The sequence below is a fragment of the Parabacteroides sp. PFB2-10 genome (assembly GCF_029893085.1).
In the GTDB taxonomy this organism is placed as follows: Bacteria; Bacteroidota; Bacteroidia; order Bacteroidales; family Tannerellaceae; genus QVMG01.
The window spans coordinates 26,520-49,107 of sequence record NZ_JARXWI010000016.1 but is presented as its reverse complement, the minus strand read 5'-3'; the positions used below and the strand labels follow the sequence as shown (position 1 = coordinate 49,107).

The following is a 22,588-nucleotide window of genomic DNA, read 5'->3' as shown; positions in this document are numbered from 1 at the left end:
GTTTTAGAAGTTCCACTTAGCCCCGATCGTTGGATTGATGTAGGCTTTGTCTTTCCGCAGTAGGAAATTGTTGCTGATTTCGATTTCTGTACCCAAGGCAAGATGCTCTGTCAGGTTATACCACAATTGCGGTTCGGTCAACAATACGATCTCTTTGCCGCTTTCGCCCGGCGCGTGTGTTTTGTTTTTGTTTTGCGTCCAGATATCGAGGAATCCGGCAAAGGTGAGTTTGTCGTTCAGGAAGTTGATACCCCAGGTAGCTGTCCATTGAATGTCGTTGCTTACCTTTTCAAAGGCGTTGTATTTGTAAGCAAGATAGGTGCTGAGGTTTGCCCCTTTCAGGTTTGTGGCATACGACACCCCCACCAGATAAGCATTCTCAATGCTGAATCCGAAGCTATTGGCATTGCCCACCCCGCCGTTGAATTCGATATGTGCCATGATTGGACATTTGCCTAAGCTGAAATCCCGGGCTATCTCCATATAGGCGGTTCCGATATTCCCCCGGCTCTGGTTGAAATCGAGGTCGACAAAGAGGAAAGTAGAGCCCCATTTGTCAGGTTTAAACATCTCGAAGGTAGCCGTAAAAAAATTGGTGTCGGAGATCTTGTCGCCATGAATACCATGCCGCGGATCGAAATGCAATTGCAGGTTTTGGGAATACATCACAAAAGAGATGAGAAACAGCGAACAGATAATAAAGAATTTTTTCATGTTGTTATTTTTTAATAGATAGAGTGTTGTTTTCTTTAAAGTCCTTGAGGTCTTTAAGGAATAAGCCGCAAAAATAATCAAAAAAAGAGGCACCTCGAAGGAGGCACCTCTTTTTTAGTCATATAATATTGTAAATGATTACAATTTCGGACCGGCGTTAACCAGTGATTTACCCAGGTCGTTTCCGGTGAACTTCGTGAAGTTCTTGATGAAACGTCCAGCCAGGTCTTCCGCTTTGGTTGTCCACTGTGCAGCATCTGCGTAGGTGTCGCGCGGATCCAGGATGTTAGGATCAACACCCGGCAATGCAGTCGGAACAACGAAATCAAAGTAAGGAATAGTCTTGGTCGGAGCTTTGTCGATAGAACCGTCCAGGATAGCGTCGATGATACCGCGTGTATCTTTGATAGAGATACGTTTGCCGGTTCCGTTCCAACCTGTGTTCACCAAGTAAGCCTTAGCACCTGATTTCTGCATTTTCTTCACCAGTTCTTCACCATATTTTGTTGGGTGCAATGACAAGAAAGCAGCACCGAAACAAGCAGAGAAAGTAGGAGTCGGTTCAGTGATACCACGTTCTGTACCTGCCAGTTTTGCAGTAAATCCAGAAAGGAAGTAGTACTGAGTCTGTTCCGGGCTCAGGATAGATACCGGAGGCAATACGCCAAATGCGTCAGCCGACAGGAAGATTACTTTTTCAGCAGGACCTGCCTTAGACACCGGTTTTACGATGTTGGTGATATGATCGATCGGATAAGAAACACGGGTGTTTTCTGTTACCGATTTGTCGTTGAAGTCGATTTTGCCGTTCGCGTCAACCGTTACGTTTTCCAACAAAGCATCTTTGCGGATTGCGTTGAAGATGTCTGGTTCGCTTTCGATATCCAGGTTGATAACTTTTGCATAGCAACCACCTTCGAAGTTGAATACGCCTTCGTCATCCCATCCGTGTTCGTCGTCACCGATCAACAGACGTTTTGGGTCGGTTGACAAGGTAGTCTTACCTGTTCCGGACAGACCGAAGAATACAGCTGTGTTCTTGCCTTCCATATCTGTGTTGGCAGAGCAGTGCATAGAAGCCATACCTTGCAGCGGCAACAGATAGTTCATATAAGAGAACATACCTTTTTTCATTTCACCACCGTACCATGTGTTCAGGATTACCTGGATCTTCTCAGTCAGGTTGAATACTACAGCCGTTTCAGAGTTCAAGCCCAGTTCTGCATAGTTTTCAACTTTTGCTTTTGAAGCGTTCATGATCACGAAATCAGGTTCACCGAAGTTAGCCAGTTCAGCTTCTGTCGGACGGATGAACATGTTTTTCACGAAATGTGCCTGCCATGCTACTTCCATGATGAAGCGCAGTTTCAAGCGGCTGTTTTCGTTGGCACCGCAGAATGCGTCAACCACGAACAAACGTTTGCCAGAAAGCTGTTTGGTAGCCAGGTCTTTTACGGCAGCCCAACATTTAGCATCTACCGGTTTGTTGTCGTTTTTATATTCATCAGAAGTCCACCATACGGTATCCTTGCTTGTTTCGTCCATTACGAAGAATTTGTCCTTAGGAGAACGTCCGGTGTAAACACCTGTCATCACGTTCACAGCACCCAATTCGGTCGTCTGACCTTTTTCAAAACCTTCCAAACCTGGTTTCGTTTCTTCTTCGAACAACTGATCATAAGACGGATTGTAAACGATGTCAGTTACACCGGTAATTCCGTACTTGCTTAAATCTAAATTAGCCATTTTGTTAATAATTTAATTGTTTGGTTTATATTACTTTTATCTCACTTCTACGCAAAAAATAACAGGGAGGCTCCCTGTTTTGAGCTTACGCTTAAAAAATGCCTTGTAAACCGGATACAAAAGTAATATAAATTTCGATTGGAAAACCCGCATTAAGGAAATTTTTCAGTATTCCTGCCACTTTTCCATGCTATTAACATTTTGAGTGTACAAATTGCTCACTGGAGTTGGCAATTAGCGCCATTTTACTCTTCTATACCCTCACTTTCTATACGTTGCCCTTTTCATAAAATGATATGATCTCCCCTTCGGGAAGTGAACGTTGCTTTGTTTAATATACCGAAAAGATTAACAAATGTTAATTTGCCCATTTTCGGCGAAACCCCCATTTTACGATTTGTAATTTCCGCGCGACTTTGCGCGCAAAAAAGCGGGAGTTCGGAGACAAACTCCCGGGAGAAACACTTTTTAACGTATGGATTTGTAAGTAAAACGGCCGTTTTGCTTACAATCGCTATTTTAACATTTCTTCTATCCGCTCCTCTCCCATTCAAATAAATTAGATAAAAATAAATAAATCTTATTCGAGTTGTTGGTAGTATAAAATATAGTTTTTATATTTGACCGGTCGTTCAGTCAAAAACAAATAGCGAGACTGTCGACAACCTGAATACATTAAAAAACAAACGATGCCACGCACCCCGGAACAATTCGAAAAGATACGCGAAGAAAAGAAGAAAATAATCTTAGATACCGCTCTGGAACTATTTGCCAATCAGGGATACGCAGCCACGTCGATCAAATTGATCGCGGAGAAAGCCGGTATATCCAAGGGATTAATGTATAACTACTTCGAAAGCAAAGAGACATTGCTTCGCACCATTCTGATGCAGCTAATGGAAGAGATGCTCGATATGCTCGATCCGAATCACGACGGGATGCTGGAAGACGATGAACTGTTACATTTTATCGATTTTGTCTTCGAGTTTTTCCGCACCCGGAGAGAGGAGTTGAAATTATATCATCAACTCTCTATGCAGCCGGAGGTGATGCAATCGCTACAGGGATTTCATGTGCCGCAGACAGAGAATATAATAGGTATGTATACCGATTATTTCTCCCGCAAATTCCCGGAGAACGCCTCGCTTGTCATGATCCATCTGGGGGCTGTCATGAAAGGTTTTTCGCTGCAATATGTATTTTGTCCGGAGCAATTTCCAGATGAGATGCTCTACAGTTTCCGTGAATACTTGAAAGATATATTTATCAGAACAACTGACAAACATTAAAAACGCTACGGTTATGGAATGGAACAATATGGAAGAGATTCGTGACCTTGACAGGTTCAATGGCCTGTTTACCCTCTACGATAATGTGTTAGGCCTGGCCTCCTTAGATGCCTCCAGCATAAACGGGCAAACGGAAGAGGCGACTTACCGTTTTCCGTTCGACTCCGACAAACGGATGATGTTATGGGTATTGACGGGCGAATGCTCGATCCGGATGGAAGGCATCCATTATTCGCTCGACAGCAAAGATTTCCTTCTGATGCTCTCGGGAAATTCTTTCCGGTTTTTATCGGTCAGCCCCGATTTCAAGGCGCAGATGATTATCGCGGAGAAAAATTACTTAGATGAATGTATCAGCAACAAGCAGATCCTCTCTTTCTTCTATCAGTTGTTGATCAAGCGCGCCTTGCAGATCAGCCTGACCACCGAAGATATCACCCTGTTAGAAATGGACTTTATCAATCTGAAAAAGAAAATTGAGTCGCCCAACCACTCCTACTATAAAGAGCAGGTGTCAGTCAGTTTCTTCTCCCTCTTGTTGGATCTCTTCCACAGTTTAGACAACAGATCTAAGAATTCATTCCTGCATCCGTCGACGCGCAAAGAGGAAATATTCAATAAATTCCTGAACCTGCTGATGGAGAACTACAAAGAGCAGCATGAGGTAGCCTTCTATGCCAACCGCTTATTCATCACTTCGCAATACCTCACCCTGATCATCAAGGAGCTTACGGGCAAGACCGTCAACCGTTGGATCGACGAGAACCTGATCTTGGAGGCTCGGAAGCTATTGAAGACAACGGGAGCAACCGTACAACAGATAGCCGACGAACTCAACTTCTCCGACCAGTCGACCTTTGGAAAGTTTTTCAAAAAACACCACGGCATCTCCCCGATCGAATACAGAAGAACACAGGCGCGGGTTGTCTGACTGCTTCTAACTACTTGGGGAATCCTATATGATCTTTAAACAAATCATTCCTTATCCATTTGTTCTCCCTTCGCCTGTAGGTTTTTTCACGACAATTCTGTATATTTACAGCCAATTTCGTGATACCATAGTTAATTACAAAGAGCAGAAAGAAGACGATCAATATGAGAGAAGAGGATATGGACGATAGGGAAGAACTAAATGAAAATGAAAATCCTGTAGATGAGAACCAGGATCCGCAAGGATCCGAAACGACAGACGAACAGGGACATTCCGATTATAAATTGCCCGATAAGCCGAGCCGGACGGCGCATCTCCTGTCGGGGATGTATCAGAATTGGTTTCTGGATTACGCCTCGTATGTAATCCTGGAGCGTGCCGTGCCGCATATCAACGACGGGTTGAAGCCCGTGCAGCGGCGTATCCTGCATTCGATGAAACGCTTAGACGACGGGCGCTACAACAAAGTGGCCAACATCGTAGGGCATACCATGCAGTTTCATCCCCATGGCGACGCGTCGATCGGTGACGCCCTGGTGCAGCTGGGACAAAAAGACCTATTGGTCGACTGCCAGGGAAACTGGGGAAACATCCTGACGGGCGACGGGGCGGCTGCTCCGCGTTATATCGAAGCGCGCTTGACTAAGTTCGCCTTGGAAACCGTATTCAACCCCAAAACCACCGCCTGGCAAAGCTCGTATGACGGGCGTAACAAAGAACCGATCACCCTTCCGGTGAAATTCCCGTTGCTGCTGGCACAAGGTGTAGAGGGGATTGCCGTAGGGCTCTCCTCGAAAATACTGCCGCATAACTTCAACGAACTACTCGACGCCTGCGTCGCTTACCTCAAAGAGGAGGAGTTTACCCTCTATCCGGACTTCCTGACCGGAGGGCAGATCGACGTATCCAAATACAACGACGGCGAACGGGGCGGCTCGGTCAAGGTACGTGCTAAAATCAGCAAGCTCGACAACAAAACATTGGTCATTACGGAGATTCCTTTCGGTAAGACTACCTCGACCCTGATCGAATCGATCCTGAAAGCCAATGAAAAGAATAAGATCAAGATCCGCAAAGTCGACGACAACACGGCGCAGAACGTAGAGATCCTGGTGCATCTGGCGCCCGGCGTCTCCTCCGACAAAACAATCGACGCATTGTATGCGTTCACCGACTGCGAAACCAGCATATCACCCAACTGTTGCGTGATCCGCGACAATAAACCCTACTTCCTGACCGTCAGCGATGTGTTGCGCAACTCGGCCGACCATACATTGGGGCTGTTGCGCTCCGAGTTGGAGATCCAGAAGGCCGAATTGGAAGAATCATTGTTTCTCGCCTCGCTGGAGCAGATCTTCATTGAAGAAAGGATCTATAAAGACAAGGAATTCGAGAATGCCAAGGATATGGACGAAGCGATCCGTCATATCGATTCGCGCCTGGAACCGTTCAAGCCCAAACTGATTCGGGAGGTCACCCGCGACGATATCCTGCATCTGATGGAGATCAGGATGGCTCGCATCCTCAAATTCAATGCGAAAAAGAACGAAGAGCAGATTGCCCAGATCCTGGAAGAGATCAAAAAGATCGACTTCAACCTGGAACATATCGTGCAGTACACCATCGACTGGTTCACCATGCTGAAAGAGAAGTACGGCAAGAACTATCCACGGCATACGGAGATTCGCAACTTCGACACCATCGAAGCTACCAAAGTGGTGGAAGCCACCGAAAAACTGTATATCAACCGGGCGGAAGGCTTTATCGGGATGTCGTTGAAAAAGGATGAATTGATCTGCAACTGCTCGACGATCGACGATATTATCATCTTCTACCGCAGTGGTGTGTATAAAATTGTCAAGGTGAGCGACAAGATGTTTGTCGGGAAAGACGTACTCTTTGTCGATGTATTCAAGAAAAACGACAAACGCACGATCTACAATGTGATCTACCGCGACGGCAAAGAGGGATTCAACTATATCAAGCGTTTCTTCGTGACGGGCGTAAGCCGTGACAAGGAATATGACATCACCCAGGGAACCAAGGGGTCACGCATCCTCTATTTCAGCGCCAATCCGAACGGGGAGGCAGAGACGGTGAAATATATCCTTAAACCCAAACCACGCCTGAAAACACTACAGTATGAAAAAGACTTCAGTGAGATACTGATCAAAGGGCGCGCTTCGATGGGAAATATCCTGACGAAGTTCGAAATACATAAGATCTCCCTCAAACAGAAAGGAGGATCTACGCTGGGCGGCCGCGAGGTATGGTTCGACTGGGATGTGTTGCGCCTCAACTACGACGGGCGCGGCGATCACCTGGGCGAGTTCCAGAGCGACGACCGTATCTTGGTGATCTTGCGCAACGGCGATTTCTATATCTCCAACTTCGATGTAAGCAATCACTACGAAGACAATATCCTGGTCATCGAGAAATATGATGCGCATAAGGTGTGGACCTGTGCCCTCTACGATGCCGACCAGGGCTTCCGTTACCTCAAGCGTTTCCAACTGGAGGCGACGCCACGCAAACAGAATTTCATCGGTGAGAATCCGGAAAGTCGTCTGTTCCTATTGACCGACGAGGTCTATCCGCGCATTGAGGTGATCTTCGGTGGCAATGATGACTTCCGCGAGCCGCTGATTATCGATGCTGAAGAGTTTATCGGCGTGAAAGGCTTCAAGGCGAAAGGGAAACGCCTCACCACCTTCGAGGTAAAGACGATCAACGAATTAGAACCCACCCGCTTCCCCGATCCGACGGCGCCGACGGAAGAGTCGCAAACGGTAGAAACCGACGAGGAAGAGGAACCCGAAGAGGTGCGTAAAAGCGATACCGATATCATCGACGAGATCACCGGACAGATGAAACTATTCGACGATTAGACACCATGAACCGCCTCCTCCTCATAGCTTTCCTTTTTTGTTTGGTTTTGCCTTCGCAAGCACAATCGGATGGGGAAGATGAGCCGTGGTCGGTCAACGAGGCGACCCTGATAGGGGCTGGAGGCTATACGCTTAAGGACACCTACCTGACTCCCGGCAAGGAGGTCGATTACTCGGGCTGGGGATTGCGTATCCTGAACGAACGGATGAAGATGGTTCGTTGGGTCGATTACCGCTTTTCCCGCCAACAGATCCTCAATATCGACGTAGCCAAGACAGATAATCCGGCTGAGTCAGCGACCGATTTCGCCGGCTTCATCGATTACAGCCTGGGCTATCACTACCACCTGCACCCCTTGCCCGACCTGAAAATCCTGACAGGCGCCGCTGCCCGGGGCATGGCCGGGTTTATTTACAATACGCGCAATGGCAACAACCCGGCTTCTGCCAAGGTGGATATCGACCTGAACCTCTCGCTGTTGGCTATCTACCACCTGCGCTTGCACAATTATCCATTGACCTTGCGTTATCAACTGGAGATGCCGGTGGGCGGGGTGATGTTCTCTCCCCATTTCGGACAGTCCTATTACGAGATATTCAACCTGAAGAATTACGACGGCATCGTCCGTTTCAACTCCTTTCATAATAAGTTCGCCATCAAGAACTACCTGACGGTCGACTTCTCAGCCAAGATATTCACCGTCCGGGCGGGCTACCTGTATAGCTACTACTACACGGATGTGAATGATATACAAACGCATATCCGTTCCCATTCTTTTATGATCGGGGTGGTGAAAGAATTTATCTCTTTCGGGGGCAAACGCCTGAAAGAAAAAGAGCGCTACAGGAGCGCCTACTACTAAGTCCATGCGCAAAGCGGGATATTACATACTGCTCCTGATGGGTCTGTTACTGACAGCCTGCGAAACGGAAGAGACCGATCTCTACTCTCCCCGGGAGAATTTCGAGGCCTTGTGGAAAATAATGGATGAATATTATTGCTTCTTCGAATACAAACAGATCGATTGGCAAGAGGTGTACGACCGTTACAGTCCACAAGTTCATGAATCGATGGATCAGTACGAGCTGTTTGATGTGTTGGGCGAGATGCTGTCGGAGCTACAGGATGGGCATACCAACCTGATCTCCTCTTTCAATACCTCCCGCTACTGGGCATGGTATGAAGATTATCCGGCTAACTTCTCGAGCGATATTCTCAACAACTACCTCGGGAAATCCAACGAATACATGCAGGTAGGAGGCATTAAATACCGCACGTTGAACGAGGGAACGATCGGATATATCTATTACGGCAGCTTTGCTACCGGCATTGGTGATAGCCAACTGGATTATATCTTCCACTATTTCAAAGACTGCCATGGACTGATCATCGACATCCGTGAAAACGGAGGCGGCACTCTCTCGAACTCCGACCGCATAGCTTCCCGCTTTCTGAGCGAAAAGACCCTCGTCGGATACATACAACACAAGACCGGAAAAGGACATGCCCAGTTCTCCGAGCCTTACCCTGTTTATCTGAATCCTTCAGAGCGTATCCACTGGACAAGCCCGGTGGTGGTATTGACCAACCGACGCTGCTATAGCGCAGCCAATAACTTTGTACAGAAAATGAGCCAAATGCCGCAAGTGACCATTATGGGCGATCGTACCGGCGGAGGCAGTGGGTTTCCTTTTCATTCGGAACTGCCCAATGGCTGGAGTATACGCTTCTCTGCCTGCCCGATGCTCGACGAGAACAAAGAGCATACCGAATTTGGGATAGACCCCGACCGGCTTGTACAGATGACTTTAAAAGACAGCCAGCAAGGCAGGGATACACTGATAGAAACGGCCATCCTTCACTTGTTGTCGTCCGGGGAATAGGGATGAAATCCTTCCTTTCTTAGTGAAAACAAGAGGTTTGGTTTTTTCGTTCTTCATTTTTTTGTACGTTTGTAAACAGAAACCAATCGCATCAAAAAACAACAGTCATGATAAAGATATTTACCACACAGCAGGTAAAAGAATTAGATCAATATACAATCGAACAGGAACCGATCGCATCGATCGACCTGGTAGAACGTGCCTCCACCGCTTTCGTCAATGAATTTCGTCGCTCTTTCTCCCGCCAGTCGCGGGTGATTGTCTTTGCCGGTCAGGGGAATAACGGAGCCGATGCGCTGGCTGTTGCCCGTTTATTATCCAATGAATCTTATCAGGTGGAGGTCTATCTGTTCAATCCCAACAAACATCTGTCGGCGGAATGCGACTACAACCGCCATGAAGTGATCCATAATAGTGACGCTGAATTCAACGAGATCACCGGGGAATTTGTCCCGCCGCTGTTGACACGGCGCGATATCGTGATCGACGGATTATTCGGTTCGGGACTCAATCGCCCGCTAACCGGTGGGTTTGCTGCGGTGGTGAAGTATATCAATCAATCCGAAGCAACGGTTGTCTCGATCGATATTCCTTCCGGATTGTTTGGCGAAGACAACCGGACAAATAACCCGGAGACGATTATCCGAGCCAATCATACCTTTACGTTTGGTTTCCCCAAATTGGCATTCTTTCTACCGGAGAATGGAACCTATACAGGCAGCTGGAAGGTATTGGATATCGGCCTGCATCCAACGGCCATCGAGCAGATGCAAACACCTTATCAAATGGTTACGGAAGAGGAGATTTCGAAACTGCTCAAGCCACGCGATCGCTTTGCCCATAAAGGCACCTTCGGACATGCGCTGTTGATTGCCGGTAGCCGGGGTAAGATGGGAGCCGCCTTGTTGGCCGCCCGTGCCTGCCTACGAGGAGGTGCCGGTTTGCTTACGGTACATGTTCCTCAACGAGGCGAGCAGATATTCCAAACGGCTCTGCCTGAGGCGATGCTTAGCTTCGACACGCACCAGGAACGCTTCACCAACGTGCCCGACCTGAACAATTATGCCGCCATCGGCATTGGCCCGGGCATCGGACACAGCATTGAAACAGCAGCAGCCTTCGAACGCACCATGGACAGAGCAGGCAAACCGATGGTGATCGATGCCGATGCGCTCAATCTCTTATCAGCCAACCACGATCTCTTCCATAAGATTCCTGCCAACAGCATCCTGACTCCCCATCCGAAAGAATTCGATCGGTTGACCGGAGAGAACCTGGGAGGATACGAACGCCTGCACAAAGCATCCGCTTTTGCCCGTAACCGGCAGATCTATATCGTACTCAAAGGAGCCTACACCGCCATTTGTACGCCCGAAGGAGAGATCTTTTTCAACCCGAGCGGCAACCCGGGCATGGCAACAGCCGGAAGCGGAGATGTATTAACAGGTATCCTATTGTCCCTATTGTCCCAAGGCTACACTCCGAAAGAAGCATCTCTCTTAGGTGTTTATTTACATGGCGTAGCAGGCGATCTCGCAGCTACTCTCCTTTCCGAAGAAAGCATGATTGCCGGAGACATCACCGAAATGCTGGGAAAAGCCTTCAAGCAATTGAAGTGAAATAACTTGCCTTGAAACAATAGTTCTTCCATTACTGTTCTATAAATAAGAATGATAGAATAGGTTATCTCGTCTATAAAACAGGAAGAAAATGGAAAAATTTATTTTGTTATACGCAACAGTATTTCTATTGGTCATGGGCGGATGTTCATGTTCCGGGCAGAATGAATTTCCTTCCACAAAGTCAACATGGGGCAAAACAGCCTCCGATCATGAACACCAATGGGGAGGAAAGGTATTGGATGTAGGGAAAATGACACCTGTCCATGGAGTAAAAGAAAACCGTTTCCATATGCTGGTAGTAAAAATGGAAGTGACTCATTCGGCAACAATCTATATCGATCCCGGAGAGATTGTTTATGCCGAATTGGAAGCCTTTCCTTTGATCATTCCTGAAGTCGGACGGGAATATGTATTCACCTCCTCAGTGGCCACCCCTGTTTATACGTTGTATACATATATGCTAAATACCAAAGTGTTGGACATCGTCGCGGATATAGACTATTGATTAAATCGACGTCCATTGATAATCTGACCGTCGATAGCTATCAACAGTCCATTTTCGGCTCTTATTATGTGATTTGTTTTACATCGCTTAAAAGCTTTTGCCCTGTAATTTGTGCTTTTGTGGTTGGTTGCTAACAAAATAATATTTAGTTTTGTGCATTAGTCATAGCCCAAAAGAGGAATACATATGAAAAATATACTGATCATAATAAGCTTGTTGTTACCCCTTTCTGTTATGTCGCAAACCAAGCTTGTTAAGAAAAATGCTGTAAAAGCCAACAATTACGGCATCACCTATTCTTTGCCTCAAACCAATCTGGTCATAACTGCCGAGGTGATTAAAACGACCTGTAAAGCGGGTCCCTACTATCAGTATGCGGAAAAATACCTGGGGGTAAAAGATGTCATCACGGAAGACAGGGTCTATTATGAATTGGGGAAGGTCAACCTCTCGAATGTGGGTGTGCCTGATCCGGAAAAGAATTACCTGTTGGAGTTCAAGGCAGGTACGGTAGCCCCCTATGCCTACCTGACGGAAGAGGGACTATTGTGTGCCATCAACGCCGACTATGTGGCGGAAGAATCGGAGCTGGAGATACTACGTAAGAAAAAAGCGGAGCCTGTCGGGGTGGTGAATGCCTCGGTCTTCTCCGAAGAGCTACTGATGGCCGGATCGACTGCGCGTCAGGCAGAGATCGCCGCCAAAGACATCTACCGCATCCGCGAAAGCCGTTTGAATATCCTGACCGGTGAAGCCGACAACCTGCCTCCCGACGGAACGGCGATGCAGATTGTGATCGATCAGTTGGAAGAGCGCGAGAAAGCCTTGTCGAACTTGTTTACCGGCGTGATCACCCGTTCCACCGAACTGTATGAAGTAACCGTCGTGCCCTACGACAATCTGAACAAAGAGGTGCTTTTCCGTTTCTCTGAGAAGCTGGGCATTGTCGATGCCGACGACCTGGGCGGCGCTCCGGTCTATATGAACCTGAAGGCCACCGAGCGTATCCCACAGATGGATCCGAAGGAGGCGGAAAAGAAACTCAAAAACGGAAAAGGGGTCATCTACAACCTGCCGGGCAAAGCCAGTGTAGAGATTTTAACCAACCAGAAAACCCTATTAAAAGCCGAAGTACAGGTCACTCAGTTTGGCAGCATAGAAAGCCTGGCTTCTGTCATGTTTGAGGATAAAAAAGCACCGGTGAAGGTGTTGTTCTATCCGGAAACAGGCGCTATTAAGCAAATCATTCAATAACTAAATACTAATTTAATACTTAAAACACATGTTCAAAAATCATCCCAAAGGTTTAATCGGAGCGGCTCTTTCCAATATGGGCGAACGCTTCGGGTTCTACATTATGATGGCCATCCTGTTGCTTTTCCTGAATAATAAATTCGGGTTTACGGGCGCGGAAGGTTCCATTATTTACTCTGTCTTCTATGCTTTGATCTACGTCTTAGCGCTGGTAGGCGGGCTTATTGCCGACAAAACGAAAAAGTACAAATCAACTATCCTTAGCGGACTCATACTGATGTCGGTCGGTTATCTCTTACTGGCCATTCCGACGCCTACTCCGGTAGAGAATATGCCGTTGATCCTGACGATCACCTGCTTCGGACTGTTGGCGATCGCGTTTGGTAACGGACTCTTCAAAGGCAACCTGCAGGCCGTTGTCGGACAATTGTATGACAACCCGGAATATGCCGATAAGCGCGAGACAGGCTTCCAGATTTTCTATATGTTTATCAATATCGGTGCTATGTTTGCTCCGCTGATGGCTGTTGGTCTGCGTAACTGGTATGTACAAAGCAACGGTTTCAGCTTCAATGCCGACCTGCCCAAATTATGTAACCAGTTTATCAGCGGCGATATCACAGCAGAAGCCTCTGCCCGTTTTAGCGAACTGGCTGCCGAAGCAGGACACGTATCAGGCGACCTGATGGCTTTTGCCCACGAATACCTAAATGTATTTATGACAGGCTACCACTACTCTTTCGGTATTGCCATCATTGCTATGCTGATCTCAGTAGTGATCTTCCTCAACAATAAAAACAAATTGCCTGATCCAGGCATGAAAACAGCAACGCAACAATCGGCTGCTGTCGTTGAGATGGATGTGAAAGAGGTAAGACAACGCATCTACGCCCTGTTTGCTGTATTCGCTGTTGTTATCTTCTTCTGGTTCTCTTTCCACCAGAACGGACAGACCCTGACACTCTTTGCCGACGAATATACCCGCCTGATAAAGATCAACCTGGGCTTCACGACCCTCGAAGGCGCGGAGGTATTCCAAACATTCAATCCTTTCTTCGTGGTATTCCTTACTCCGGTAGTGATGGGATTGTTCGGTTGGTTTAAAGCCCGTGGCATCGATATATCTACTCCTAAGAAAATCGCGATCGGTATGGGTATTGCAGCCTTGGCATTTGCCGTGATGGCATTGGGTTCTGTTGGTTTGCCCGACGCGGCTACCAGAACGGCTATGGGTGGCTTAGATGATTCTATGCGTGTAACTCCCTGGTTGTTGATCGGCACCTACCTGATCCTGACCATCGCTGAACTCTTTATCAGCCCGCTGGGTATCGCGTTCGTTTCCAAAGTGGCTCCTCCCAAATACCAGGGAATCATGCAGGGAGGATGGCTCTCGGCTACCGCTTTGGGTAACCAGTTGCTCTTCATCGGCGTTATCTTCTACAACTCTATTCCTGTTTGGGCTACCTGGTGTATCTTCGTGGCCGCTTGCCTCATCTCTATGTTTATGATGCTCGGCATGCTGAAATGGCTTGAAAGAGTAGCGAAATAAAACGAAACAATATGCAGCAAAAGCAATATACACCTTCCGCGCATCACGCACTCCGCTTCAGACGATGGAGCCGGAAGGGGTATGCTGCTTTTGTTAGCCTGCACCATACGGTGAATATCGGCAGGCTGGCTTCACGGCTGGCGGATCGCTTGCAAGTGAAGCAAGGCTGTCTGCATACGCTCCTTACAGAAATATCCGCTTCGATAGGAGTTGCGGAAGAGAATAACCAGGAAGGAACCGATAGCCCGGAGTTTCTCTGGCAGGAATTACTTCTTTGGTTGATTGGAAAGCCGGCGGTTCAGCCGATAGCTGTTTCATCGATCATTTCATTTGATTCGTTTTCAATTAATAATAAGAAAGCGGAGAAGATCCTTATAGGGAACTTCTCCGCTTTTTTCATGTAACAAATATGATAGAAACCTGTAAACAACTCGTCTTGCATGGCGAGACGCTCTCACCCGAACAGGCCATGGCATTGGCGACATCGCCTGACAAAGAGGCGCTCTACGAAGCAGCGCATGTGATTACCCGCTCCATGATGGGCAACCGGTTCGACACCTGCTCGATCGTAAACGCCAAAAGCGGCAATTGCAGTGAGGATTGTAAATGGTGCGCCCAGTCGGGGCATCATGCGACGAAAGTGACCTGCTACCCCCTTCTTCCCACAGAGGAATGTGTGCAGCAGGCAGTCTATAACCGCCGACAGGGCATCGGACGTTTCGGACTGGTCACCAGCGGCAAACGCTTATCGCGCCGGGAGGTAAACGCCCTGGCTACGACCGTACGGGCCATCCGCAGTGCCTCTGATATTAAATGTTGCGCATCGATGGGCCTTCTGGAGAAGGAAGAGTTACAGATCCTGTTCGATAGCGGTGTGGAAAACTACCATTGCAATATCGAAACGGCACCTTCCTACTTCGGCACCTTATGCACCACGCACACGATCGAAGACAAGATGCGTACCATCCAGGCAGCACGCGAAATAGGTTTCCGCATCTGTTCGGGCGGTATTATCGGCATGGGTGAGACGATGGAGCAACGGATCGAGATGGCACTCTTCCTGCGAAACGCTTCGGTACATTCCATTCCGCTCAACCTCCTGCAGCCCATTCCCGGTACGCCATTGGCCGATACGCCACCGCTCAGCGAGGAGGAGATCCTGACCACCATTGCCCTTTTCCGCTTTATCAACCCCGAAGCCTACCTGCGCTTCTCGGGCGGACGGGCTTTATTGTCGCCGGAAGTGCAACAAAAAGCCCTCTACATTGGCGTGAATGCCGCCATTACCGGCGACCTGCTGACGACGCTCGGCAGCCGGGCGGAGGAGGATAAGCGCTTATTCGCCGCCATGGACTATTCACTCACCGAAAACACCGATTGGAAAGGATGATGACGACCGAAGAACTCTTACATTTCGATCGGGAGCACCTCTGGCATCCCTATACCTCGACCATCGATCCCCTGCCGGTCTACCCGGTGGAACGGGCCGATGGCGTAGTTATCACCTTGAAAGACGGAACCCGCTTAGTGGATGGTATGTCGTCGTGGTGGGCAGCCGTCCATGGCTATAACCATCCGGTATTGAACGCTGCCGTAGAGCGTCAGTTGGGTAAGATGAGCCATATCATGTTCGGTGGCTTTACACATGAGCCGGCTGTTGAATTAGCATCGAAATTGCTCCCATTATTGCCTCCTTCACTAAACAAACTCTTTTATGCCGATAGCGGTTCGGTTGCCGTGGAGGTGGCCCTGAAGATGGCATTGCAATACCGCCAATCGCGCGGACAAAACAAGAAAAAGAAGCTGGCCACCATCCGAAATGGCTACCACGGTGACACCTGGCATGCCATGTCGGTATGCGATCCGGTCACCGGCATGCACGGCCTTTTCGGTGGAAACCTGCCGGTTCATTACTTTGTTCCTCAGCCTTCGGTTCGTTTCCAGGAGGAGTGGAACGAGGAGGCGATCCGTCCCTTGCAGCAGCTGTTTGAAGAGAAAGGCGATGAGATCACCGCATTGATCCTGGAACCCATCGTACAAGGTGCGGGTGGTATGTATTTCTACGCGCCTCAATACCTGATCGAAGCACGCAAACTCTGCGATAAATATGATATTCTCCTGATCTTCGACGAGATCGCCACCGGATTCGGGCGGACAGGCAAGCTCTTTGCCTGGGAACATGCCGGGGTGGTGCCCGATATTATGTGCATCGGCAAGGCATTGACGGGAGGCTATATGACCCTTTCGGCTACCCTGACAACGACTGCTGTGGCCAACACCATCTGTTCCGGTGAGGCGGGTTGCTTTATGCACGGCCCGACCTTTATGGGCAATCCATTGGCCTGTGCCGTAGGCTCGGCCTCTCTGTCGCTCCTGTTAGATAGCGGCTGGCAGGAAAAGGTAAAGAGAATAGAGAAACAACTGATAGACGAGTTAGCCCCTGCCCGCGACCTCGTGTCGGTAGCTGAGGTACGCGTCCTGGGCGCCATCGGTGTGGTGGAGATGAAAGAGCCGGTCGATATGGCCGTTATGCAGCGCCTTTTCGTACGGGAAGGCATCTGGGTGCGCCCCTTCGGGCGAATGGTCTACCTCATGCCTCCGTTTATTATCACGCCCGACGAATTATCCATCCTGACCGGAGGATTATTACGCGTCCTACAAACAATCGAAAAATGAAAGATTATCAACACGAACTGGCTCAACTGAAAGCCACGGGTAACCTGCGAAGCCTGCCCGATATCCACCATAACGGGAAACATATCGAGCGGGATGGCAAGCGTATGCTGAACCTCTCCTCCAATGATTACCTGGGCTTGGCTGCCCGGGAGGAATTGCGTGGGGAGTTTATGGAGGAACGGGGTAAAGAATATCCTTTTTCTTCTACCTCGTCACGTCTGTTGACAGGCAACTACAGCGTTTACTCCTCCTTGGAGAAATTATTAGCCGAACGCTTTGAACGCGAAGCGGCGCTGCTGTTCAACAGCGGTTATCATGCGAATATCGGTATCCTGCCCGCCCTGGCCGACAAAAAGACATTGATCGTAGCCGACAAACTGGTGCATGCCAGCCTGATCGATGGGATACGCCTGAGCGGGGCACCGTTTCGTCGCTTTCGGCATAACGACTATGAGCAGTTAGAAGGTCTGTTGGCGAAAGAGGCAACAGCGTATGAACAGGTGATCGTGGTGACTGAAAGCGTTTTCAGTATGGATGGTGACAAAGCCGACTTGCGCCGCCTGACAGCGATAAAGAAGCGTTATCCGAATCTATTATTGTATGTCGACGAGGCACATGCTGTCGGTGTCTTCGGTGAAACAGGCTTGGGTGTGGCAGAAGAGTCCGGTTGCATCGCGGAGATCGACCTATTGGTCGGCACCTTCGGCAAGGCATTGGCCTCGATGGGTGCCTACTTAGTGTGCGACCGGGTGATCCGCGACTATTTGGTGAACACCATGCGCCCGCTTATCTTCAGCACGGCCTTGCCACCACTGCAGATTGCCTGGACCGAGTTCATCTTCGAAAAGCTCCCTGAGTTCCAAAAAGAACGCGAGCAGCTGGCAACAATCAGCCGCTACCTGCGTGAATCCTTATCTGGTGTAGGCGGGGAGATCAGCGAAAGCCATATCGTCCCGTATATATTGGGTGATAGCCAGGTAGCAATTGAGGTTGCCTCCCAACTGCAAGAGGGTGGCTATTACGCCTTAGCCATCCGTCCGCCGACGGTGCCACCAGGCACCTCACGCATCCGCTTCTCGCTGACGGCGGGGATTACAGAAGAGGAGGTAAAAGAATTGAAACAGCTTATTAAAGATTTAAGAAATTGACTATCTCGGCTCCCCTTCTTAGAAAAGAAGGGGGTGGACCGCTGCTTGCAGCGGTGGGGTAGTTTGATCTATAATATACATATCAGCTTTCGTTTATATGATGAGTATCGAATAATCATTTATAAAGAATTCAAATTACCCCACCATCGCAAGCGATGGTCCCCCCCTTCTTTTCTAAGAAGGGGAGCCGAGATAGTTATTTTCACTATTAAAAGACAACAAATGAAAATCAACAAACAGATAAATCAAGGAGTCAATTCCCTATTGCTTTTCTTCTCGGGTTGGTCGGCATCGCCTCGGCTGTTTGAACCGATACAGGCAGCAGCGGATCAGGATGTATGGATTGTGTCTGATTACCGCGATATGCAGTGGGAAGGAAAGCTGGCGGGGTATGAAAGGATCGACCTCCTTGCCTGGTCGATGGGGGTTGGAGTGGTCGAAGAGCTCTTTGCCCGGGGGATATTCTCCGGGATAACGTTCACTTCGGCTACCGCGATCAACGGCACCCCTTTCCCGGTACACGACAGCTATGGCATCCCGGAAGCGATCTTCCGGGGCACACTCGATCATCTAAATGAAGAGGGGCTGCGTCGGTTCAACCGCCGTATGTGTGGAAGCCGCGCGGTGTTGGCCATGTATGAGGCAGTGCCACCCCGCCCATTGGAGGAGGTAAGGGAGGAACTGGCTGCCCTATATATCCTTTTTGGCAGTCAGGAGAGGAGTACCCCGGTTTTCCCTTGGCATAAAGCGGTAATCTCCTCCCACGACCTGATCTTCCCTACGAGCAACCAGGAGGCCTGGTGGCAGCCCCGCCTACCCGTTATCCATATCGAAGGGAGCCATTATCCGTTTCATTTGTTCACCCACTGGAAAGAGATCCTCGCCTTATGACGCAACAACACATCGCACACCGCTTCAGCCGCGCCCTGTCGACCTACGACCGGCATGCCATTGTGCAGCAACAGATCTGCCACCACCTGATCCATTTATTGGATAAGCAGGGCCGGAAAGAATTCCCCCGCCTGTTGGAAATAGGCTGTGGTAGCGGCTATTTCACCCGTCTTCTTCACCAATATAACCGAGTTGATGAATGGGTAATCAACGACCTCTGTGCCGACTGCGAACCGGGCATCCGCACCCTGCTGCAAGGGAAAGAGGTGAAATTCCTCGCCGGCGACGCTTCCCGGATTTATTTTCCGGGCAAATTCGACCTGATCGCTTCGGCATCAGCTATGCAATGGATTGAAGACCTGCCTGCGTTTATTGAACGGATTGCCTCCCTACTGCAACCCGAAGGCCTCTTTCTGGGCAATGTCTTTGCCCCGGGCAACCTACAAGAGATCAGAGAACTGACAGGCCAGGGACTCTCCTACCCGACCCTCGCCGAATGGCAGGCGTGGCTTTCGCCCTATTTCCATATACACCACCTGCAGGAAGAGGAAAACAGACTGACCTTTCAGCATCCGACCGAGGTATTGAAGCATTTGAAATATACAGGAGTCACCGCCACCAACTCCGCACCCTGGACGCGAAAACAGCTGGAACGCTTTACAAATCAATACCTCGAACGCTTTTCTTGCCCCGAAGGGGTAGCCCTGACCTACCGCCCGCTTTATATTGTCGCGGAGCAAAAAAGCTACCCCCCTTTTTATTCCCCCAAATAAAGCCTACTTTTGCGGCATGAAAAGTAAAGCAGTGGTAGAGCGTGCGGCGCCCTCTTATCCTCAAACCTATTTGAAGGTTCTTTTGGCACTGAGCCTGACCCATTTAACAAACGATATGCTGCAGTCGGTCGTTTCGGCAAGCTACCCGGTTATTCGCGACAACCTGGCACTTACCTTCGGACAGATCGGACTTATCGCCTTTGTATATCAGGTCTGTGCCTCTGTCTTTCAACCGGTTTTCGGCGTCCTCTTCGATAAGAAACCCAGGACATGGTACCTGACCTTAGCCATCATATCGACCGCCACAGGGCTGGTGATCCTCGCCGTCGCCCACTCGATTTTCGCCGTTATCCTTGCCGTCGCCTTTGTCGGATTAGGCTCTTCCATCACCCATCCGGAAGCCTCGCGGCTGACCCATTATGCCTCCGGTGGCCGACATGGATTGGCCCAGTCGATCTTCCAGGTAGGAGGCAACTTCGGAAGCGCCATTGGACCGCTGTTGGCGGCGTTGATTATTGCCCCCTACGGGCAGGAATATATGCTGGTATTTGCTGCCATCGCGGTATTTTCCATCCTGACGAAGCGCCCCATCTCGAAATGGAACCGTCGACGCATCACCGATATGCAGTCGAAAACGGTGTCGAAAACGGTGATCCATCGGGTACGTCTCCGAAAGAAACAGATCTATTATTCCTTAGGCATACTCCTGATATTGATCTTCTCGAAGTATGTCTATACCGCCAGCTTAAGCAATTATTATACCTTCTACCTGATCGAGAAGTTCGATGTGACCACGCAGCACTCGCAGCTCTTCCTCTTCGCCTACCTCTTTGCCTCGGCTTTAGGCACCTTTATAGGGGGACCGGTGGGCGACCGCTTCGGACGGAAATATGTGATCTGGTTCTCTATCCTCGGCACGGCGCCCTTCTCGCTGATGATGCCTTACGCCAACCTGTTCTGGACCTGTGTATTGAGCATTATCATCGGCTTTGTCTTATCGTCGGCCTTCTCGGCCATTCTGGTCTATGCCCAGGAGTTACTGCCCACCAAAGTAGGGTTGATTTCCGGCTTGTTCTTTGGCTTGGCTTTCGGCATTGCCGGTATTGCTGCTGCCGTACTGGGCTATGTGGCCGACCACCAGGGCATCGAAGCCATCTACCGGTTCTGTGCCTATATGCCCCTCTTGGGTTTTGTCGCTATCTTCCTGCCCAATATCAAACCGCAACGAATCAAGAAGGGATAGAATTATCATATAAAATGCCTTCATCTCTGCTTGCTCTGCGCTTCACTCGTTAAGCGAATATTGCTTAATAAAACGTGAACTAATGTTAATTCGCCCATTTCCGGCAAAACCCCCAATTTACGATTTGTAATTTCGGCGGGACTTTGCGCGCAAAAAAGTGGGACTTCGGAGACAAACTCCCGGGAGAAACACTTTTTAACGTATGGATTTATAAGCAAAATGGTCTTTTTGCTTACAATCGCTATTTTAACATTTTCGGGGTTGATGTGCGAAAATGATAGAGGCAAATGACCGGATTTCCATGTGATTCATCTAATCTGTCGATGTATTCCATCACAGAACCCTGCTTTGCAACTTCTGTTTCCCGGCTTTCGAGAAAATACTTAAGCTCTGCCACTTGCTCCGGGGGAATATAGGTTAATAGCCATTCGTCGGTAGCCATCACATTAAAAGAATTACTTCCTCCGAACATATTATTCCGAAGGTATCCGGCATATAGCTGCTTTTCTTGTTTGTCATACAACAAACTCTCTTCTTTCTGTTCATCTATTCTCATAGAGATAAAAAAGTAGCGTTCGTTTTCCCAACAGTTGTTGTAAGCATACACCGGAAAGTGTTTGGGGATATAATCAATGGATGACTCCGAAGTATTCATCAAAGGGATGTTCTCTGTTTGAGGCGGGTTCTTTTTACCAAAGTCCAACACATATTTCACCTCCACACCGTCATCCGCTAACGCATAGATATAATTCGACAGAGGGTCGTTAAACAATAGCTCACCCGAAGAGGTTCGGGTAAAGGCTTCGCTTCGTTGATAGGTCGGAAGTAATACGCCATTAAGAAACGGATAGCCGAGCATTTTTGTCTCCGTTTTGCCGGTTGAAAGATCTACATAGTTCAACAACTGAGCTTCCCCGTTGTCTAATCTATTTCTCGCATAAACCGCCCCATTGTCATCGAATAAAGCCAATTCAAACCCTTGACTTTCTACATTTGTTTGATGCTTGAACTCTCCATTCAGATCATACCACATCAATTTCGGAGGATAGGTAAACAAACAAATAAGCGAATCTTCAAGCGAGAGGTCAAATCCTCTTAAATTGACATACTCCTGCGGGCCTGCTCCTCTGCCGTCGATCTTCAAAAGAGGCTTACCGGTGCGGTCAAAGACAAACAACTGATGGCTCTTATCCGACACAAAAAAGCGATCGAAGGCATATTTTACATTAAAATAATCTGCTAATAATGTATCATGAAGCGTATCTAAGAGCACAATCTCGACCGAGTCGAACAGGAAAGAATAGTCAAAATCGATTGTTTTTGCCTTATCATACGTTAGGACAATGGCATTTTTCGGTAAAGAATCGCTTGGTTTCTGCTCTACGCAAGAAAAGAATAGAAGACAACAACATAGAGATAGACACACTTTTTTCATTAGGGGCACACGTTTACTAATTATACTTGAATACAGTTTT

19 protein-coding genes are annotated in these 22,588 nt (G+C 48.6%); 16 read left to right on the top strand and 3 right to left on the bottom strand.

All coding sequences use genetic code 11. The features are described from left to right. Positions 1 to 3 precede the first annotated feature (3 nt). Entirely contained in the window at positions 4 to 714 is a 711-nt protein-coding gene (locus M2137_RS12355) for a DUF5020 family protein (protein WP_280766755.1), read from the bottom strand. A 138-nt stretch (positions 715 to 852) separates the two neighbouring features. After that, on the bottom strand, positions 853 to 2,460 hold the full coding sequence (gene pckA / locus M2137_RS12350; RefSeq protein ID WP_280766754.1) for a phosphoenolpyruvate carboxykinase (ATP): 1,608 nt from the start codon (positions 2,458 to 2,460) through the stop codon (positions 853 to 855). A gap of 689 nt (positions 2,461 to 3,149) precedes the next feature. On the opposite strand from pckA, the gene M2137_RS12345 reads away from it, so the two are divergent. The 16 genes from M2137_RS12345 to M2137_RS12270 all read left to right on the top strand — a co-directional run bounded on the left by M2137_RS12345 (position 3,150) and on the right by M2137_RS12270 (position 21,113). Further along, a complete protein-coding gene (locus M2137_RS12345) occupies positions 3,150 to 3,749 on the top strand; it encodes a TetR/AcrR family transcriptional regulator (RefSeq protein WP_280766753.1) in 600 nt (199 codons plus the stop codon). Between the two features lie 13 nt (positions 3,750 to 3,762). Next, positions 3,763 to 4,680: a helix-turn-helix domain-containing protein gene (locus tag M2137_RS12340; protein ID WP_280766752.1), complete on the top strand. Its 918-nt coding sequence runs from the start codon at positions 3,763 to 3,765 to the stop codon at positions 4,678 to 4,680. A gap of 164 nt (positions 4,681 to 4,844) precedes the next feature. Beyond that, positions 4,845 to 7,568, top strand: coding sequence for a DNA gyrase/topoisomerase IV subunit A (locus tag M2137_RS12335; RefSeq protein WP_280766751.1), 2,724 nt, complete (start codon positions 4,845 to 4,847; stop codon positions 7,566 to 7,568). Between the two features lie 5 nt (positions 7,569 to 7,573). Then, positions 7,574 to 8,431, top strand: coding sequence for a DUF3316 domain-containing protein (locus M2137_RS12330; protein WP_280766750.1), 858 nt, complete (start codon positions 7,574 to 7,576; stop codon positions 8,429 to 8,431). Between the two features lie 4 nt (positions 8,432 to 8,435). Next, positions 8,436 to 9,452, top strand: coding sequence for a S41 family peptidase (locus tag M2137_RS12325; protein ID WP_280766749.1), 1,017 nt, complete (start codon positions 8,436 to 8,438; stop codon positions 9,450 to 9,452). A 107-nt stretch (positions 9,453 to 9,559) separates the two neighbouring features. Next, entirely contained in the window at positions 9,560 to 11,071 is a 1,512-nt protein-coding gene (locus tag M2137_RS12320) for an NAD(P)H-hydrate dehydratase (protein ID WP_280766748.1), read from the top strand. 91 nt (positions 11,072 to 11,162) lie between these two features. Further along, positions 11,163 to 11,579, top strand: coding sequence for a hypothetical protein (locus M2137_RS12315; RefSeq protein ID WP_280766747.1), 417 nt, complete (start codon positions 11,163 to 11,165; stop codon positions 11,577 to 11,579). Positions 11,580 to 11,765: 186 nt separating this feature from the next. Next, positions 11,766 to 12,833 carry a DUF4831 family protein gene (locus tag M2137_RS12310; protein ID WP_280766746.1) on the top strand — a complete coding sequence of 356 codons (1,068 nt, stop codon included), beginning with the start codon at positions 11,766 to 11,768 and terminating at the stop codon, positions 12,831 to 12,833. A 28-nt stretch (positions 12,834 to 12,861) separates the two neighbouring features. Then, positions 12,862 to 14,382, top strand: a complete 1,521-nt coding sequence (locus M2137_RS12305; RefSeq protein WP_280766745.1) for a peptide MFS transporter — start codon at positions 12,862 to 12,864, stop codon at positions 14,380 to 14,382. Between the two features lie 11 nt (positions 14,383 to 14,393). Next, positions 14,394 to 14,786 carry a hypothetical protein gene (locus M2137_RS12300; RefSeq protein ID WP_280766744.1) on the top strand — a complete coding sequence of 131 codons (393 nt, stop codon included), beginning with the start codon at positions 14,394 to 14,396 and terminating at the stop codon, positions 14,784 to 14,786. Between the two features lie 5 nt (positions 14,787 to 14,791). After that, positions 14,792 to 15,772: a biotin synthase BioB gene (gene bioB / locus M2137_RS12295; protein WP_280766743.1), complete on the top strand. Its 981-nt coding sequence runs from the start codon at positions 14,792 to 14,794 to the stop codon at positions 15,770 to 15,772. Then, positions 15,772 to 17,058 carry an adenosylmethionine--8-amino-7-oxononanoate transaminase gene (bioA, locus tag M2137_RS12290; RefSeq protein WP_280766771.1) on the top strand — a complete coding sequence of 429 codons (1,287 nt, stop codon included), beginning with the start codon at positions 15,772 to 15,774 and terminating at the stop codon, positions 17,056 to 17,058. The genes bioB and bioA overlap by 1 nt, the downstream gene beginning before the upstream one ends. After that, complete coding sequence (locus M2137_RS12285) at positions 17,055 to 18,206, top strand: 8-amino-7-oxononanoate synthase (RefSeq protein WP_280766742.1); 1,152 nt, start codon at positions 17,055 to 17,057, stop codon at positions 18,204 to 18,206. The genes bioA and M2137_RS12285 overlap by 4 nt, the downstream gene beginning before the upstream one ends. 222 nt (positions 18,207 to 18,428) lie before the next feature. Further along, positions 18,429 to 19,097, top strand: a complete 669-nt coding sequence (locus M2137_RS12280) for a pimeloyl-ACP methyl esterase BioG family protein (RefSeq protein ID WP_280766741.1) — start codon at positions 18,429 to 18,431, stop codon at positions 19,095 to 19,097. Next, positions 19,094 to 19,870 carry a malonyl-ACP O-methyltransferase BioC gene (bioC, locus tag M2137_RS12275; protein ID WP_280766740.1) on the top strand — a complete coding sequence of 259 codons (777 nt, stop codon included), beginning with the start codon at positions 19,094 to 19,096 and terminating at the stop codon, positions 19,868 to 19,870. Before M2137_RS12280 ends, bioC begins: the two co-directional genes overlap by 4 nt. Positions 19,871 to 19,886: 16 nt before the next feature. Next, complete coding sequence (locus M2137_RS12270) at positions 19,887 to 21,113, top strand: MFS transporter (protein WP_280766739.1); 1,227 nt, start codon at positions 19,887 to 19,889, stop codon at positions 21,111 to 21,113. Positions 21,114 to 21,354: 241 nt separating this feature from the next. Here the strand turns inward: M2137_RS12270 and M2137_RS12265 are convergent, their stop codons facing one another. Next, on the bottom strand, positions 21,355 to 22,548 hold the full coding sequence (locus M2137_RS12265; protein ID WP_280766738.1) for a 6-bladed beta-propeller: 1,194 nt from the start codon (positions 22,546 to 22,548) through the stop codon (positions 21,355 to 21,357). Positions 22,549 to 22,588 lie beyond the last annotated feature (40 nt).

Excerpts from the sequence above, each read along its gene's own strand:
- M2137_RS12355 (WP_280766755.1), bottom strand. The coding sequence starts at position 714 with ATGAAAAAATTCTTTATTATCTGTTCGCTGTTTCTCATCTCTTTTGTG.
- pckA (WP_280766754.1), bottom strand. The coding sequence starts at position 2,460 with ATGGCTAATTTAGATTTAAGCAAGTACGGAATTACCGGTGTAACTGAC.
- M2137_RS12345 (WP_280766753.1), top strand. The coding sequence starts at position 3,150 with ATGCCACGCACCCCGGAACAATTCGAAAAGATACGCGAAGAAAAGAAG.
- M2137_RS12340 (WP_280766752.1), top strand. The coding sequence starts at position 3,763 with ATGGAATGGAACAATATGGAAGAGATTCGTGACCTTGACAGGTTCAAT.
- M2137_RS12335 (WP_280766751.1), top strand. The coding sequence starts at position 4,845 with ATGAGAGAAGAGGATATGGACGATAGGGAAGAACTAAATGAAAATGAA.
- M2137_RS12330 (WP_280766750.1), top strand. The coding sequence starts at position 7,574 with ATGAACCGCCTCCTCCTCATAGCTTTCCTTTTTTGTTTGGTTTTGCCT.
- M2137_RS12325 (WP_280766749.1), top strand. The coding sequence starts at position 8,436 with ATGCGCAAAGCGGGATATTACATACTGCTCCTGATGGGTCTGTTACTG.
- M2137_RS12320 (WP_280766748.1), top strand. The coding sequence starts at position 9,560 with ATGATAAAGATATTTACCACACAGCAGGTAAAAGAATTAGATCAATAT.
- M2137_RS12315 (WP_280766747.1), top strand. The coding sequence starts at position 11,163 with ATGGAAAAATTTATTTTGTTATACGCAACAGTATTTCTATTGGTCATG.
- M2137_RS12310 (WP_280766746.1), top strand. The coding sequence starts at position 11,766 with ATGAAAAATATACTGATCATAATAAGCTTGTTGTTACCCCTTTCTGTT.
- M2137_RS12305 (WP_280766745.1), top strand. The coding sequence starts at position 12,862 with ATGTTCAAAAATCATCCCAAAGGTTTAATCGGAGCGGCTCTTTCCAAT.
- M2137_RS12300 (WP_280766744.1), top strand. The coding sequence starts at position 14,394 with ATGCAGCAAAAGCAATATACACCTTCCGCGCATCACGCACTCCGCTTC.
- bioB (WP_280766743.1), top strand. The coding sequence starts at position 14,792 with ATGATAGAAACCTGTAAACAACTCGTCTTGCATGGCGAGACGCTCTCA.
- bioA (WP_280766771.1), top strand. The coding sequence starts at position 15,772 with ATGACGACCGAAGAACTCTTACATTTCGATCGGGAGCACCTCTGGCAT.
- M2137_RS12285 (WP_280766742.1), top strand. The coding sequence starts at position 17,055 with ATGAAAGATTATCAACACGAACTGGCTCAACTGAAAGCCACGGGTAAC.
- M2137_RS12280 (WP_280766741.1), top strand. The coding sequence starts at position 18,429 with ATGAAAATCAACAAACAGATAAATCAAGGAGTCAATTCCCTATTGCTT.
- bioC (WP_280766740.1), top strand. The coding sequence starts at position 19,094 with ATGACGCAACAACACATCGCACACCGCTTCAGCCGCGCCCTGTCGACC.
- M2137_RS12270 (WP_280766739.1), top strand. The coding sequence starts at position 19,887 with ATGAAAAGTAAAGCAGTGGTAGAGCGTGCGGCGCCCTCTTATCCTCAA.
- M2137_RS12265 (WP_280766738.1), bottom strand. The coding sequence starts at position 22,548 with ATGAAAAAAGTGTGTCTATCTCTATGTTGTTGTCTTCTATTCTTTTCT.